General features: G+C 41.2%; 14 protein-coding genes. 13 read left to right on the forward strand and 1 reads right to left on the reverse strand.

Annotated elements, in window-relative coordinates:
* Positions 1-25 precede the first annotated feature (25 nt).
* The 9 genes from dmpG (at position 26) to FZC88_RS01005 (ending at position 9,760) form a co-directional block, all read left to right on the forward strand.
* Positions 26-1,042 (forward strand): 4-hydroxy-2-oxovalerate aldolase, encoded by a 1,017-nt coding sequence (gene dmpG, locus FZC88_RS00965; RefSeq protein WP_262371587.1) that lies wholly within the window; start codon positions 26-28, stop codon positions 1,040-1,042.
* Positions 1,043-1,055: 13 nt separating this feature from the next.
* Positions 1,056-1,856 carry a 2-keto-4-pentenoate hydratase gene (locus FZC88_RS00970; RefSeq protein WP_222928926.1) on the forward strand — a complete coding sequence of 267 codons (801 nt, stop codon included), beginning with the start codon at positions 1,056-1,058 and terminating at the stop codon, positions 1,854-1,856.
* Positions 1,857-1,858: 2 nt separating this feature from the next.
* Positions 1,859-2,038, forward strand: a complete 180-nt coding sequence (locus tag FZC88_RS00975) for a tautomerase family protein (RefSeq protein WP_148968378.1) — start codon at positions 1,859-1,861, stop codon at positions 2,036-2,038.
* A gap of 35 nt (positions 2,039-2,073) precedes the next feature.
* Positions 2,074-2,613, forward strand: coding sequence for an FAD synthetase family protein (locus tag FZC88_RS00980; RefSeq protein WP_148993332.1), 540 nt, complete (start codon positions 2,074-2,076; stop codon positions 2,611-2,613).
* A 59-nt stretch (positions 2,614-2,672) separates the two neighbouring features.
* Entirely contained in the window at positions 2,673-3,635 is a 963-nt protein-coding gene (locus FZC88_RS00985; RefSeq protein WP_262371589.1) for a TRAP transporter substrate-binding protein, read from the forward strand.
* Positions 3,636-3,730: 95 nt separating this feature from the next.
* A complete protein-coding gene (locus FZC88_RS00990) occupies positions 3,731-4,204 on the forward strand; it encodes a TRAP transporter small permease (RefSeq protein WP_148968381.1) in 474 nt (157 codons plus the stop codon).
* The gene (locus FZC88_RS00995; RefSeq protein ID WP_148968382.1) at positions 4,205-5,485 is read left to right on the forward strand and encodes a TRAP transporter large permease; all 1,281 of its coding nucleotides are present in this window, start codon (positions 4,205-4,207) and stop codon (positions 5,483-5,485) included.
* Between the two features lie 168 nt (positions 5,486-5,653).
* Positions 5,654-8,053, forward strand: a complete 2,400-nt coding sequence (locus FZC88_RS01000) for a M14 family zinc carboxypeptidase (RefSeq protein WP_148993333.1) — start codon at positions 5,654-5,656, stop codon at positions 8,051-8,053.
* A gap of 150 nt (positions 8,054-8,203) precedes the next feature.
* Positions 8,204-9,760 (forward strand): fatty acid--CoA ligase family protein, encoded by a 1,557-nt coding sequence (locus tag FZC88_RS01005; protein ID WP_148993334.1) that lies wholly within the window; start codon positions 8,204-8,206, stop codon positions 9,758-9,760.
* A gap of 42 nt (positions 9,761-9,802) precedes the next feature.
* On the opposite strand, the gene FZC88_RS24190 is transcribed toward FZC88_RS01005, so the two are convergent.
* A complete protein-coding gene (locus FZC88_RS24190; protein ID WP_222928653.1) occupies positions 9,803-10,159 on the reverse strand; it encodes a hypothetical protein in 357 nt (118 codons plus the stop codon).
* A 117-nt stretch (positions 10,160-10,276) separates the two neighbouring features.
* Here FZC88_RS24190 and FZC88_RS01015 point away from each other — a divergent pair, with 117 nt between their 5' ends.
* The 4 genes from FZC88_RS01015 (at position 10,277) to FZC88_RS01030 (ending at position 15,279) form a co-directional block, all read left to right on the forward strand.
* A complete protein-coding gene (locus tag FZC88_RS01015) occupies positions 10,277-11,053 on the forward strand; it encodes an enoyl-CoA hydratase-related protein (protein ID WP_148993335.1) in 777 nt (258 codons plus the stop codon).
* A 232-nt stretch (positions 11,054-11,285) separates the two neighbouring features.
* Positions 11,286-12,710 carry a serine hydrolase domain-containing protein gene (locus FZC88_RS01020; RefSeq protein WP_148993336.1) on the forward strand — a complete coding sequence of 475 codons (1,425 nt, stop codon included), beginning with the start codon at positions 11,286-11,288 and terminating at the stop codon, positions 12,708-12,710.
* Positions 12,711-12,980: 270 nt separating this feature from the next.
* Entirely contained in the window at positions 12,981-14,579 is a 1,599-nt protein-coding gene (dcuS, locus tag FZC88_RS01025; protein ID WP_148993337.1) for a DcuS/MalK family sensor histidine kinase, read from the forward strand.
* A complete protein-coding gene (locus FZC88_RS01030; RefSeq protein WP_148993338.1) occupies positions 14,572-15,279 on the forward strand; it encodes a response regulator in 708 nt (235 codons plus the stop codon). Before dcuS ends, FZC88_RS01030 begins: the two co-directional genes overlap by 8 nt.
* The last annotated feature ends 112 nt before the right edge of the window (positions 15,280-15,391 follow it).

The following is a 15,391-nucleotide window of genomic DNA, read 5'->3' on the forward strand; positions in this document are numbered from 1 at the left end:
GAGTAAATGCGAAAGGAGAATGAGTGTGCCAAATCGGGATATTACTGTGACAGAGGTAGCTTTAAGAGACGGTAGTCATGCTATCGGTCACAGCTATACAGTGGATCAAGTAATAAATGTAGCAAAAGCCTTAGATGAAGCGAATATTCCTTATATTGAAGTCTCCCATGGAGATGGATTAGGGGGTTCCTCCCTACAATACGGGCTTTCAAAAACAAATGAATTTGATTTGATTTCAGCTGCTGTTTCGGTATGCAGACAAGCAAAGATAGGGGTTCTGCTCTTACCGGGAATAGGAACGGTTAATGAATTGAAAAAGGCAGAGCAAGCAGGTGCAAGGCTCGCTCGTATTGCTACCCATGTGACAGAAGCTGATGTGTCAAAGCAACATATCCAAACGGCAAAGGAATTGGGTATGGAAACGGTAGGTTTCTTGATGATGGCTCACATGGCACCCATGGAAAAATTGATACAGCAGGCGAAATTAATGGAAAGCTATGGAGCGGATACCATTTATATTGTAGATTCTGCAGGGGCCATGCTTCCTCATGAAGTAAGGGAAAGAGTGAAAGCATTAAAGCAAAGCGTCCATTCAAATATAGGATTTCATGCCCATAATAATCTCTCTCTGGCGATGGCCAATACACTTGCAGCAATAGAAGAAGGAGCAACCTGGGTCGATGGGAGTGTCCGGTGTTTAGGTGCAGGTGCTGGAAATACCCAAACAGAAGTCTTGATCTCGATACTGGATCGCATGAACATTGAGACTGGAATTGATCATTATAAAATGATGGATTTGGCAGAGGATATTGTAGCTCCCATATTAGAAAATCCACAAGAAATTACAAAAGGGAGTTTAATTCTCGGTTATGCAGGTGTCTATTCGAGTTTCTTACTTCATGCCCAAAAAGCGGCCAGGAAATTCAATGTAGATCCAAGAGATATCTTAGTGGAATTAGGTAGAAGGGGTGTCGTAGGAGGACAAGAAGATATGATTGTCGACGTCGCCAGCGAATTATCAAAGAAAGCTACTGTAAGGTAGAAAGGAGCCAAAAATGGAGACTAAAACGCAGAACTTAAAAGAATTAGCGAAAAACATTGATTTTCATCAGATAAAAGGAATTGAGATGGATAAGATAACACTGGCTTATCCCAACTTAACGGTCGAAGAATCCTATGAAATTCAGAAATTATGGGAACAATGTGCCCTTCAAAGGGGAGATCATAAAATTGGATGGAAAATGGGTTTAACGAGTGTCGCTAAACAACAATCGGTTGGTGTGAATGAACCAATTTATGGGAGACTAACTCAATCAATGGAGGTCAATCAAAATTCTCTCTCTCTTCAAGGGTTGATTCATCCGAGAGTCGAGCCGGAAATTGCATTTGTAATGAAGAAAGATTTAAAGGGAAGCCGCTTATCACCTCGGGATGTTTGGAGTGCTACAGAATTTATCATGCCTGCAGTTGAGGTTATTGATAGCCGATATAAGAATTTCTCTTTCACGTTAGTGGATGTAGTGGCAGATAATGCCTCTTCATCTCGCTTTATGCTGAGTGATCAAGCATATTCCCCTTTCAACTATTCACTTAAAAATCTGGAAGTTTCCATGTTTAGAAATGGAGAGAAAGTTCAATCTGGTCTTGGTTCTGCTGTTTTAGGGCACCCTGTCAAATCCATTATTGAATTAGCCAAAATGTTGGATCGAGATGGCCTGGGAATTGAAGCAGGCATGGTTATTTTAACGGGAGGATTGACCGAAGCGATCAATATTTATGACGGTGACTCTTTGAAGGTTGATTTTGGTCCCCTTGGATACATTGATTTTAATGTGTGTAATGGGAAGGATGAATAAGGGTGCCGATTGCTCATCTTCATATTCTCGAAGGCAGGAGTCCCGAAGTGAAAGAAGAGCTTGTAAAATCTCTGACTCTTTCAATTTGTGAATGTTTAGAAACAAAGCCTGAACAAGTAAGAATTTTAATAAATGAAGTTCCAAAGGGGAATTGGGCAGTTGGTGGGACGTTGAAAGAATAGGAAGTATTTGTGGACATTATTTATTGGAGGTGCTAATGGTGCAAACACTTCATGGTCAGTCATTAACATTGCCTCAGTCGATTATAACAATTGGGGCATTTGACGGTGTACACAAGGGACATCAATCTGTGATTACTCATGTCGTACATGAAAGCAGAAAAAGAGGTATACCAAGCGTAGTGTATACTTTTGATCCACCTCCTCGTGCTTATTTCAAAGGTGCTAAAATACTTACCACATTGGATGAGAAGTTGGAACGTATTGAGTCTCTGGGTGTAGATTATGCCGTGATAGCCAGTTTCAATAAAGAGTACCTAAAACAATCCTCTTCCCAATTTATAAACACTCTAATGAGTTTCCACCCGGAAGAAATATTTGTTGGGAACGATTTTAGATTTGGTAATGGCAGAGAAGGCAATGTGGAAACTCTCAGGCATTTTTTTAAAGTAAACACATTGAATCCTGTTTGTTGCGAGCAAGGAACAGTAATTTCCTCAACTAGAATCAGAAAGCTTATCGAGCAAGGGAAAAATTTCGAAGCTAGTAATCTGTTAGGATTACACTTGCAACTATAGAGAGTGCATTCATTGGATTTTCAATAATTGAAAACGCTTTAATAATGAATGAGGGGGAAATGAAAGTGAAAAGTTTGAAAAAATGGGGATTAAATTTGTTGAGTCTTCTTCTTGTATTAGGTGTATTGAGTGCTTGCGGTTCTGGAGAATCAGAAAAAAGCAGTGGATCTGAAGATAATAAGGGCAAAACTTATAACTTTAAATTAGCTCATATTACTCCACCGAGTCACATGTGGCATAAGGGGGCAGAAAAATTTAAAGAAGAGCTCGAAAAGAGATCAGAAGGGCGTATGAAAGTAGAAATTTATCCATCGAGTCAGTTAGGAACGGAAGCAGATATGGTAGAACAAATCGCTGCCGGCTCAGTTGATTTTGGTCTGATAACAGCTGCATATATGAGCTCAAGGGAACCTTCATTTGCTGCGTGGTTCACTCCTTATGCGTTTGAAGATTTAAATGCGGCAAATGAAGCAAGAGATTCAGAGGTAGCAAAAAATATTCTCAATACGATAGATAAGCAAGGTTTAGTTGGTCTGGACTATTTATTCGCCGGCCAACGAGTGATGTTGTTTAAAGATAAAGAAGTGAAGAACCCATCAGATATGGAGGGGCTAAAACTGCGTGTTACACCTAGTCCGCCAATGCAGGATTTCTATCAATTCTCTGGTGCTTCTACTGAGGGACTTCCATTACCGGAAGTATATTCTGCCGTTCAAACAGGCGTGATTGATGGAATGGACATGGACTTGGATGCAGCTATCACCAATAAATATCATGAAGTAGTTAAATATGGAGCGGTGACTAATCACATGGTTTGGCCAGCAGTGGCGATGATGAATAAAGGAACATTTGAAGGACTGTCTGAAGAAGACCAACAACTTGTCCGTGAATCCATGGCGGCAGCCGCAGATTTCGCAGCAACTACAAGAGCTGGACAAGAAGAAGAATTTAAACAAACCTTAAAAGACGAAGGTATGAAAATCTACGAACTAGATTCTGATGTATTTAAAGAACAGATGTAGCAGTTTGATGAGAAATATGGTCCGACAGATCCACTTATTCAAGAGTTTATTGATACCTTCCGTAAATAATAGATTAGCAATAGGGGGTCAAAATCATGAAAGCGATAAGTAACGGCATTTCTTCTATAGAAAAGATACTGTCAATGATCCTGATGTTTTCGATGGCCGTTATCGTAACGTTAGCAGTCGGTTTTCGTTATATCCTTAATTCCCCATTATCATGGGCAGGAGAAGTGTCTATATTTCTCCTGATCTGGATTAGTTTTATAGGAGGGAGCTTGGGGCTGAAGTATAAGTCCCAGGCCTCCGTCACAATCGTATTAGAATATGTCTCTTCAAAAGTTAAAAGGATCATACTTATTTTAGGGCATATGATTATGCTCGTTTTTCTCGTTCTCTTAATCTATTACAGTATTAGTTGGATTTTGTCACCTAGTGTGGCATATCAAAAATCCACAGCCATGTTAATACCAATGTGGATTCCTTATTCAGCAGTACCATTGGGTCTTTCATTTGCAGGGATCCATGTATTATCTAACCTATTTGATTTGGTAAAGGAGGGGAAGTAATTGACAATATTAGTGGTCTTTTGTTTCTTTATACTCCTCTTTATGTCAGTACCTATCTCCCTTGTACTGGGAATCACAACCGTTCTCTATTTTCTAGTAGTAGGAAACGTAACACTGTTGTCCTCTACACCCATGAGACTATACTCGGGTTTAGATAATTTTGGTTTATTGGCCATTCCTTTATTTATGCTGGCTGGAGAGTTAATGAATGGTGGCGGTATCACCACAAGGTTAGTAAAGTTTGCAAGAGTCTTAATCGGTCATGTTAGAGGTGGACTCGCGTATGTGACGATTATTGCTAACATGTTTTTAGCTTCCATACTGGGTTCAGCTAATGCTCAGGCTGCCATGATGAGTAAAGTCATGGTTCCTGAAATGGAAAAAGAAGGATACGATAGAGAGTTTTCGTCAGCATTAACATTAGCCTCTTCCATAGTAGCTCCAATCATACCGCCCAGCATGATCTTTATCATCTATGGAACTCTATCTGGTACTTCCATTGGCGGTTTGTTCATGGCCGGAATCATTCCGGGTATCATGTATGGAATAGGTTTTATCAGCTTAATCGCCTTCCTTGGATATAAATATAATTTTAAGAAGTCGACCAGAGCTTCTGCGAAAGAAATTATGACGAGTTCATTAAGTGTTCTCCCGGCATTACTTGTTCCATTCATTATTATATTTGGAATATTAAGTGGAGCATTTACAGCTACGGAATCTGCTGCCATCGCCTCGCTGGTAGCCTTTATTGTAGGAATGCTTTTCTATAGGGAATTAAAGTGGAGAAAAATCCCCGGTATTTTAGTGAATACAGTGACCGCAACAGCAACGGTTACTTTTTTAATTGCAATGGCCAATATCTTTGGCTGGATGATAGCATTTGAACAAATCCCACAAGCGATCGTAACTCAAATGACATCCTTATCAGATAACCCATTTATTTTTCTGTTACTGGTGAATATACTACTGCTATTACTGGGTGCGGTACTGGATGGAATAGCGGCCTTAATCATATTAGTACCTGTTTTTATGCCTCTGATCACGGCATTTGAAATCGATCCGATTCATTTTGGTGTCATCATTTGTATTAATCTCACCATAGGTCTTCTCACACCTCCTGTAGGAACAGGGTTATTCATTGTATCCTCGATCGCAGATGTGAAATTTGAAAGACTGGTAAAGGCTACCATGCCATTTCTCATGATGGGGATATTCATCTTATTTATCATTACCTATTGGGAAGGGGCTGTGATGTGGATTCCAAATAAGCTTGGACTATGAATACCATGATTAGAATAGTATAAGAGGGCAGTTTTCTAATAAATAGAGCTGCTCTCTTTTTTAAGTTTATAGGAAAATTCCCTCATTAAAATATAATTCCAAATATTTATGTGAAAATATGAATATTTATTCTATGATTATACTATTACATAATTTGGAGGTACATCAATGAAGCAAAAGATTATTGCAGGAATTGCCAGTTTTACACTACTAACTACTACGCCGAACGTTTTAGCAGAATCTCCTCAAACGACGATTCAAAGCACTCAACTCGATGAGAAAGAGAAAAGTTTATTTAATAGTGAGCACTATGACTTTGTGAAGTACTCTGAAATTCAAGGTAAGCTTGAGAAAATCGCACAGGAAAGCAACCGTGTGACGGTCGAGAAGAGTGATGTAAAGTCAGCGGCCGGTCATGATATGTATGTGGTGACTGTATCGGATGCGAAAGCAAAAGGGAAGTATGGTCATTATAAAGGTCTGCGTAAGAAAATGATCAAGTCGCCAGAGAAAGCACAGGACTTTATTGATAAGCATCCTGATCTTAAGATTCCTGTCATGATCAATGCATCCATTCACGGAACAGAATTTGTCGGAACAGACGCAGCTCTGCAATTAATCGAACGCTTTGCGACAGAGGATGATGAGCAGACAAAAGGAATTCTCGAGGATCATATCCTGATCTTCAATGTGATAGCAAATCCGGATGGGCGTATTGATGCTACACGTTTCAATGGAAATGGAATCGACCTCAACCGTGATTTCATCACTCAATCCCAGCCTGAAACAGAGCATATGGTTGACCTGATCACAGAATGGAACCCAATGGTTTTCCTTGATCTGCATGGTTATGTGAAAGGCTACGGAGGACCGACGAAACCAGGTCTTATTGAGCCCTGTACGCCGCCTCATAATCCAAACTATGAATATGATCTGTATTCTAAATGGGCATTGAATCAAGCGGAAGCAATGGAATCAAATATTGTATCAAATAAAGGAAACTATGATAATACTCATACTGAATCGTCAAAAGTAGATTATCAGAATATGGAAGGGACTTATATACCCCAACGTGATGATGCGGCCGGATGGGATGATTATCCGCCGATCTTCACACCAATGTATGCTATGTACCACGGGGCATACGGATACACTCTTGAAGCGCCGACCAACGATTGGGATGGGGTTCAATGGACATATGATGCCGTGATGGGTGCGCTTGGTTATGCGAGCGAAAACAAAGTGGATATGGTGAAAGATCAGATCGAAGTCTTTAAACGCGGTGTACAGTTCGACCACCCGTTCCATAAGGAAGGCCATTTCCCATCTGCCTATATTCTGCCAAATGATGAGCAGGATCAAACGGCTACTGTGAAAGCCGTTCGGCATCTTCAAGATAATGATATTGTCGTAGAAGAAGCTCAGAAGGATTTCACGTTTGATGGTGTGACGTATCCGAAAGGAACGTATATCGTCCCGATGGATCAAGCAAAAGCGGGCCTTGCGAACACGATGCTTTGGGACGGGGAAGACATTACAGAGGACACACCAAGTATGTACGATATCTCTGCCTGGAATCTGCCTGAACTATGGGGTTTCGATGCAGTGGAAGTAAGCAGTGACACAGAACTGAATGTAAAATCGAAACAGGTAAGGGCACTGAATGAAAGTGGAGAAATTATCGGGGACGGAGCTTATGCGATCCCGAATACCTCCGCGAGATCGATTGCGATTGCCAATCAATTATTAAATAGCGGACACACTCTTCATCGAGGAGAAGATGGAACATTGTATGCAGGTGCCGATGCCAGAGCTGAACTGACCGACCTGGTGAAAGATTCTGCCGTCACGATTTCTACCCAATCTGTTCCTGTTGGGGCGAAAGAAATTACGTCCCGGCATGTGACCCTCTTAAAAGATGGAGGAATGAATAAAGCTCAATCCCATTCTGGCACGAAGCTGGCACTTGACCGTCTTGGCTTCACAGTGGAAGAAAAGACCCCCGGACAGGTAGCAGAAGAGGGTCTGGATTCTACAGATGTGTTTATTTATAACGGCAGATTGAATCTCATTTCCTATCAAAATAGTGTGGCCAATTCGGAATTTGGATTGAAGGATGCAGCACAATATGAAGCATTTAAAACGAATGTGGAAGGTTTTGTAGCAGATGGCGGTCAATATCTTGCCATCGGTGCCGGTGCATCCCAGGCTACGACAAAACTTGGGTTAAGTGATGTGAAAGTGGAAACAGGCGGCTCCAACAGTAATGGAATCGTCCAATTATCTCACACGGATCCTACTTACACAGCTGGTTACGAGACAGAAGACCTTGGGTTTGTTTATCAACCGACATGGTACACAAACACAGGAAGTGCAGACATTCTATCAAGCTATCAGAATAGCAGTGACTTCTTCCTGGCCGGACATTGGAAAGGCAGTGAAGAGGCACAAGGAAAGCCAGTGATCGTGAAGGATGAGAATGTACTATTAATCGGACTCGAACCAACTTTCCGGGATCATACGGATTATCTGTTCAGACTCGTTTCCAATGCGATTTTTGCACAATAAGAAAATGGAAGAGCCGTCCAAATTGGGCGGCTTTTTTTCTACAAGATACTTGTATTAATACTATTCTTTATATAGAATATATTTTGAATACTTTTAATAGTTTGATGAATGACCATTCATTCAGTTTATCTGAAAAGGGGAGGGATACAATTGAATATCGCAACACGGTTAGACCAAATCGCTCAAGAGAAAGCAGATAAAACAGCTTATCATTTCTTAAATACCTCCAGTACATACGGGGAATTAAATGCAGCTGTATCGAAATTTGCAAGCGGCTTAGAGCAATTGGGTCTGAAAAAAGGGGATCACATCGCGCTTGTATTAGGGAATTCACCACATTTCGTCATTGGATTATATGGTGCACTACGAATGGGGTTAAAGGTGATACCGATCAATCCGATCTACACACCGGATGAAATTGGCTACATTCTGAAAAATGGTGACGTGAAGACAATAGTCACACTTGATTTGCTTGTACCATTAATCGAAAAGATGCAGCATCTTTTATCTGATGTGGAGCATTTCATCCTTTGTGAATCAGGGGATGAACGAGCGAAGGATATCGATTTAGAGAAAATTTCACTTGCATACCCTAAAATGAAATCGTTTACAAGTGTTCTTGGAAAAGGTGATCCTGGGTTTAAGGGAGAGGAAGTGGATGAAAATGAAGTAGCCATCATCCTTTACACTTCAGGAACGACTGGGAAACCAAAAGGCGCCATGCTGACGCACATAAATATTTATTCCAATGCAACAGATGTCGGCAGCTATTTACGGATGAATGAAGACGACACCGTCATTACAGCTCTGCCTATGTTTCACGTCTTCTGTTTGACAGTGGTCTTGAATGCGCCTTTGATGACAGGAGCGACCCTTTTAATCGTTCCGCGATTCAGTCCTAAAGCCATTTTCGATCTATCGAGAACCTATGAGCCAACCGTATTTGCCGGCGTACCAACCATGTACAACTTCCTGTTCCAGTATCCTGAAGGAAACCCAGAAGATTTATCATCTCTCCGTCTCTGTATTTCAGGTGGTGCTTCCTTACCGGTAGCACTCTTGAAAAACTTTGAAAAGAAATTCAACGTCATGATTTCTGAAGGCTACGGCTTATCGGAAGCTTCGCCTGTAACATGCTTCAACCCGCTGGATCGACCAAGAAAGCCGGGTTCAATCGGAACATCGATCATGAATCTGGAGAACAAAGTCGTCGATGAATTGGGAGTAGAAGTTCCAGTCGGACAAGTCGGCGAACTGATTGTCAAAGGCCCGAATGTCATGAAGGGCTATTACAATATGGAAGAAGAAACAGCGGCAACGATCCGTGACGGCTGGTTATACACTGGCGATCTCGCCCGGATGGATGAAGAAGGCTACTTTTATATTGTCGATCGTAAAAAAGAGCTGATTATTGTGGGAGGATACAACGTCTATCCGCGTGAAGTAGAGGAAGTGCTATACAATCACCCTGGAATTGTAGAAGCAGCGGTCATCGGTGTCCCACATCCCGAACTGGGTGAAGCCGTCAGCAGCTATGTTGTGAAAAGTGAACCATCCTTAACGGAACAGGACGTACTCGAGTATTGTAAAGAGCATCTTGCCAAGTACAAGCTGCCAGCATCGATCGAGTTCATTGATGAGCTGCCGAAGAATACTACAGGGAAAATTTTAAGAAGAGCACTGAAAGAACAGGTGCTTCAATCATAAAAAAAGAAGATGTTCAGTAGATCACTGAGCATCTTTTTATGTTTACTTCATCGCTTTACTTGCCTGCAACAGCTTTGATTCACCTTTCTCCCACGTTTCAACCTGCTCGATTGCCTGCTCAGGTGTGAACCCCTGGCCAACCAGTACACCTGACAAGATGAATTCCTGGAAGAGATGGGTAAGGTTAATACCTTCTTCCACTTCAGACAGGGCGCGGGTTACAAGTGGTTGAATATATTCAACCCATTGATCGGGAAGGCTTTTCGTATCACGGTAATATTGATGAAGCCAGTCAATTTCATTTGGATGATGATTCGCATAAGCGTGTTGTGGAACATAAGGGTTTTGATTGTAAGGATAATACAAGATAAACACAGCTCCTTCATGGGTAGATGTCACGTTTAGTCTATGCACCTAATCGGGATATGTTCAGCCCAATCAAAAAATGAAAGGGTTTTCTCGGTTTGTGTCGAATCATACATAAGGAGGAAACACTTTAAAAAGGGGAGAACAAACATGGAATCGATTTTACTACAACAAAAAGGCAACGTCGCCACCGTCACCATCAACCGACCGGAGGCAATGAATGCCTTTAACTACGATACACTGAACGAACTTCAGCAGGTAGTCGAAGCACTCCGCATCAACCCGGACGTCAGAGTCGTCATATTCACAGGAAGCGGAGAAAAAGCCTTCTCGGTTGGAGCCGATCTCAAAGAACGCAAAACTCTAACCGAACAGCAAGTCATCCGCAACGTTTACAAAATCGGCGAAGTCTTCCAATCCGTCGCCACCCTCCCTCAACCAACTATCGCCGCCATGAACGGCTACGCATTCGGCGGAGGAATGGAGCTGGCACTGGCATGCGATTTCAGAATCGCTGTATCAGAGACCACAATGGGACTGACCGAAACAAGCCTTGCCATCATCCCGGGGGCAGGTGGAACTCAGCGCCTTCCAAGATTAGTAGGAGAATCCAAAGCACTGGAGCTTATTCTGACAGCTAAACGATTGACTTCAGAAGAAGCGTTGGATATCGGACTCGTTACAAGGGTAGTAGAAAAAGAGAATTTCTTGGGTGAAGTCCATGCATTTGTGGAACCTATGCTGTCTAATGGTCCTATTGCCCTTCAGCAAGCTAAGTTCGCCGTGAAGAATGGTATGAATGTAGACCTTCAGACCGGATTACAGATTGAGAGAAAAGCATATGAGATTACAATTCCTACGGAAGATCGTGTGGAGGCACTGTTGGCGTTTAGTCAAAAGCGGAAGCCGGATTTTAATGGTAAATAAGTGGGCTAGTCCATAATCGGGGGCAGTTACAAAATTCCAAAGACCAAATTTCTCAAGTATATCATAGAGAAATTTGGTCTTTTTATGTTACAAGTTCTTAGATAAATGATTACACCCCAAGCCTTACATTAAGATAGTCCCTAAGCCGTTAGAGAGAATATTTATTTAATGGTAATTTTATGTAAATAGTATGTGGGATCCAAAGACGGGTTTGTAAGGGGGAGTTCAGGTTTTGAGAGAAGTACTGGTAGCATTATGCTTGTTTTGCCACATCATTTTTTCTTTTCAATTCCATGCAAGGTCAGAGAGTAATAATCAAGTGGAACTTTTAGACAAGTTTATGATTGAATCGATGGAGGAATATGGGATTCCCGGAGCTTCTTTAGTGATTATTAAAGATGGAAAGCTTATGTTTCAACAAAGTTGGGGGGAACAAAGGAAAGGGACTCCTGTCACGAAGGATACGGTGTTTACGATAGGTTCTATCAGCAAGCCTTTAACTAGCCTTGCAATCATGAGGTTGGTGGATGATAAGAAGGTTGAACTTGATCAGGAGATTGACTGGTATTTGCCTGCCTTTCATTACAATAAAAATGGATATGATAAGAACATCACCGTTAGGAACCTATTAACACATTCGAGTGGAATCAGTTCTTATGATGGGTTGAAAATTGCAGATCGTAATCTGCGAGGACAAAATGCAATAGATGTTGCGGTTCAAAAGCTGAATAATGTTCATTTGAATAATGAGCCGGGGGAAGTGCATCAATACAGCGCTGCGAATTATTTACTTTTAGGAAAAATCATAGAGAACGTCACAAACCAATCATTTTCGGAATTTATGGAAGATGAGATATACAGTGAGATTGGGATGGATCGGACCGTATCGAATTTCGAAGGAGCTAAAGTATTGGGTTATCAGCCCGGTTATCAATCATGGTTTGGAATGCCCATGAAAAGTAAAGGATTTTTTGATGATGGTGGGGCCCCATATGGTTACATGGCCTCTACAACGGATGATATGTCAAAGTTTATTGAATTTATGCTGGACGGTGGTGAGATCTTATCTAATGATTCATTCGATACTTATACTTCACCCCATCATCACAGAAAGGAAGATATGTATTATGGACTGGGCTGGAGAATCTCCACTGAGGTTGATAATTCTTATTATTTTCACGGCGGTGAAACACCTGATTCCCGGGCTGAATTATTCATAAACCCCGAACAAGACTATGGATTTATCCTTCTCACAAACAAAAACAACTTCTCTGAAGTCCTTTCAACAGTTTGGATGAGGGAAGGAATCAAGATGATTGTGGAAGAGGGGAAGTCCCCGGAAGTGCAGCAGTTGAATCATCACAAGCAATGGAGCACTTTAATAGTAACTCTTTTTCTTCTACTATTATCAACCTGGAACTTAAATCGACTAATAAAGAAAACCCATATTAAGTCGAAGGTATGGATATTCATTGGAGTGCTATCTATACTGTTATCAATTATTATGATTCCACTTATAATCTATCTGTTCAACTCACCTTGGAATACAATCAGTCTATATGCACCTGTTACCGCTATTTTCATCAAGGTTTTAGTTGGCATACTGGCAACATATGGAGTTCTTTTGTTATTGGTAGTTTATTTCAAAAAAAGTTAAGATGGCATTTATGATATATTCTTTGCAATTAAACAAGATAATGTTATTTCATTTGATGAAGAATTGCTTCAAATTCTCAGGTGCTCGAATGATAATACAAGAAAGCAGAACATAGTAGCAACTAAAAAACGATAAAACAAACAAATGAAAATCTTCATATATACCAGGAGGTTCCAACTCGGAGCCTCTTTTTCATAGGTCCTTTTTAAAAACCAAAAATCATGTAAAATAAAATAAAGAATCATATTAAAAAACACTGGAGTGACTCCTGTGAAAAAGAAACAGCTTAAACTAAGTACCATCATCATTCTCTTTGTGTGTATTGTTGTCCTGGTATCACTTGTGATAACCGACTTGCTTATTTCCAGGACGATCAATGACAACATTGAGTCTAATATTGAAGAAAAGGCGAAAATCGTTTCCCGGACCGTCGCTCATTCCACGATTGTAAAGAGCGGTTTAGAAGGAGAAAGTGTAGATCGAATTCAAGAATACACCCAAGATATCCAGAAGTCAGCAGAGGTTCTGTTTGTAGTGGTCATGGATATGGAAGGGATACGTAAATCTCACCCTGATCCCGATCGCATCGGCAAGCATTTTGTCGGCGGGGACGAGAAAGATGTACTCCAAGGGAAGGAAACATTGTCTATTTCAGAAGGGACTTTGGGCAAATCCGTCAGGGCATTTTCTCCTGTATTTAACAATGAAAATCAACAGATAGGGGCTGTCGCAGTAGGGATTTCCCTGGGTAGCGTGGAGGAAGCATTGGACCGGAGTCACCGGAATATTTTAGTGGGATCCATGATCGGGATTATTGTTGGAATCATTGGGGCGATTGTTATAGCCAGATACATAAAGAAAATTTTATTCGGGTTGGAGCCGATTACGATTGCGAAAATCTTGGAAGAGCGGAATACGATGCTCCAATCGGTACATGAGGGGGTGGTGGCAGTCAATAAAGATACGACCGTCTCATTAGTGAATAAATCTGCCCTGAAAATATTTAATAAAGCGGGACTAAGCTCGGATCCGATTGGAATGCCCATCAAAGAATACATGCCACACACCAGGTTGGAAAGAGTCATCGCAACGGGGAAACCTGAGCTTGACGAGGAGCAAACGATCAATGGAGTATCGATCCTGGTAAACCGTGTTCCGTTAATCGTCAATGATGAAGTAGTCGGAGCAATCTCTACCTTCCGTGATAAAACGGAAGTGAATCAATTAGCAGAGCAGTTAACGGGTGTCAAATCGTATGCGGAAGCGCTCCGGGCCCAGTCGCATGAATTTATGAATAAGATGCATGTGATTCTCGGATTGGTGAAGATGAAGGATTACAATCATTTAAATCGCTACGTGAAAGAGCTTGTTTCCTTACGGGTCGATGAAGTGAGCACGGTGACGTCGAAAGTGAAGGATCCTGCATTGGCTGGTTTTATCATGGGGAAACTGAGCTATGCGAGGGAACAGAACGTTGCATTGACCATTGAATGTCACGACTTTGTCCCGGAACCCAAAGATCCTACTGTTACACATGAACTGATTACCGTGATCGGAAACCTATTGGATAATAGTATTGAAGCAACGACAAATAGTGATGAAAAAGAAGTGCTGATGGAGTTATTCTATCAGGACGAGCAACTTGAAATGGTCGTGACAGATACAGGAGAAGGAATGGTGGATGGAATGGTAGAGGATATCTTCACCAAAGGATACTCTTCTAAAGGGGATGGAAGAGGATACGGTCTCTTCTTAGTGAAAGAAAGTCTCCGTAATCTGAATGGCAACCTGCACGTTGAATCAAAGGTAGGATCTGGAACGACAATGATTGTTCAAGTTTCATATAAGGAGGGGAAAAAAGGTGATTAATGTATTGATCGTGGAAGATGATCCGATGGTGGCCAGGTTTAATCAAAGGTATCTGGAAGAGATAAAAGGGTTTCATATAATCGGTATTTCGAATTCAATTGAAGATGCCATGGTGAAAGTAAATGAGTATAAGATTGACCTGGTATTATTGGATGTTTATATGCCTGGGAAACGAAACGGGATGGACTTGTTAGAGCAAATACGGAAGGAACAGCGGGAGACAGATGTCATACTTATCACAGCGGCATCAGAAGTCGATAATATCCAGAGTGCCCTTCGCATGGGGGTAGTGGACTATTTGATCAAGCCTTTTGAATTTAAACGGTTTAAAAAAGCATTGACGACTTATCGGGAGAGTAATCGTATGCTTCAGAAGCAATCTACCATCGATCAGAGCGAACTGGATTTACTTTTACTTAGGGAAGTACAAGCCGGGGAGAAGTCACCCCTCCCTAAAGGATTGACGAGCAGTACATTATTGTCTATCTACGATGAGATTATGAGTTTTGAAGAACAGTCGTTTTCAACAGATGATATTGCAGACGTAACGTCGATTTCACGGGTGTCGATCAGAAAGTACCTCAGGTTTCTGAAAGATATCGGCGTGGTGGATGAGACCCTGATCTATGGTATTGGAAGGCCGGTCTATCAATATACATGGAACAAATTGAATAGCACACGAATTCAAACCTATTTGTAAGCAGCCCATCCGGCTGCTTTTTTTAATTTCAAAAGTCAAACAATAGTTTTATAACCTATGAAAAGATAAAGCGTTTTCATATGATGGGTATACATTGTAAGCGATTACGTTA

The organism is Rossellomorea aquimaris (assembly GCF_008180865.1).
In the GTDB taxonomy this organism is placed as follows: domain Bacteria; phylum Bacillota; class Bacilli; order Bacillales; family Bacillaceae_B; genus Rossellomorea; species Rossellomorea yichunensis.

Excerpts from the sequence above, each read along its gene's own strand:
- FZC88_RS01000 (WP_148993333.1), top strand. The coding sequence starts at position 5,654 with ATGAAGCAAAAGATTATTGCAGGAATTGCCAGTTTTACACTACTAACT.
- FZC88_RS01015 (WP_148993335.1), top strand. The coding sequence starts at position 10,277 with ATGGAATCGATTTTACTACAACAAAAAGGCAACGTCGCCACCGTCACC.
- FZC88_RS00980 (WP_148993332.1), top strand. The coding sequence starts at position 2,074 with ATGGTGCAAACACTTCATGGTCAGTCATTAACATTGCCTCAGTCGATT.
- FZC88_RS00970 (WP_222928926.1), top strand. The coding sequence starts at position 1,056 with ATGGAGACTAAAACGCAGAACTTAAAAGAATTAGCGAAAAACATTGAT.
- FZC88_RS00985 (WP_262371589.1), top strand. The coding sequence starts at position 2,673 with ATGAAAGTGAAAAGTTTGAAAAAATGGGGATTAAATTTGTTGAGTCTT.
- FZC88_RS00990 (WP_148968381.1), top strand. The coding sequence starts at position 3,731 with ATGAAAGCGATAAGTAACGGCATTTCTTCTATAGAAAAGATACTGTCA.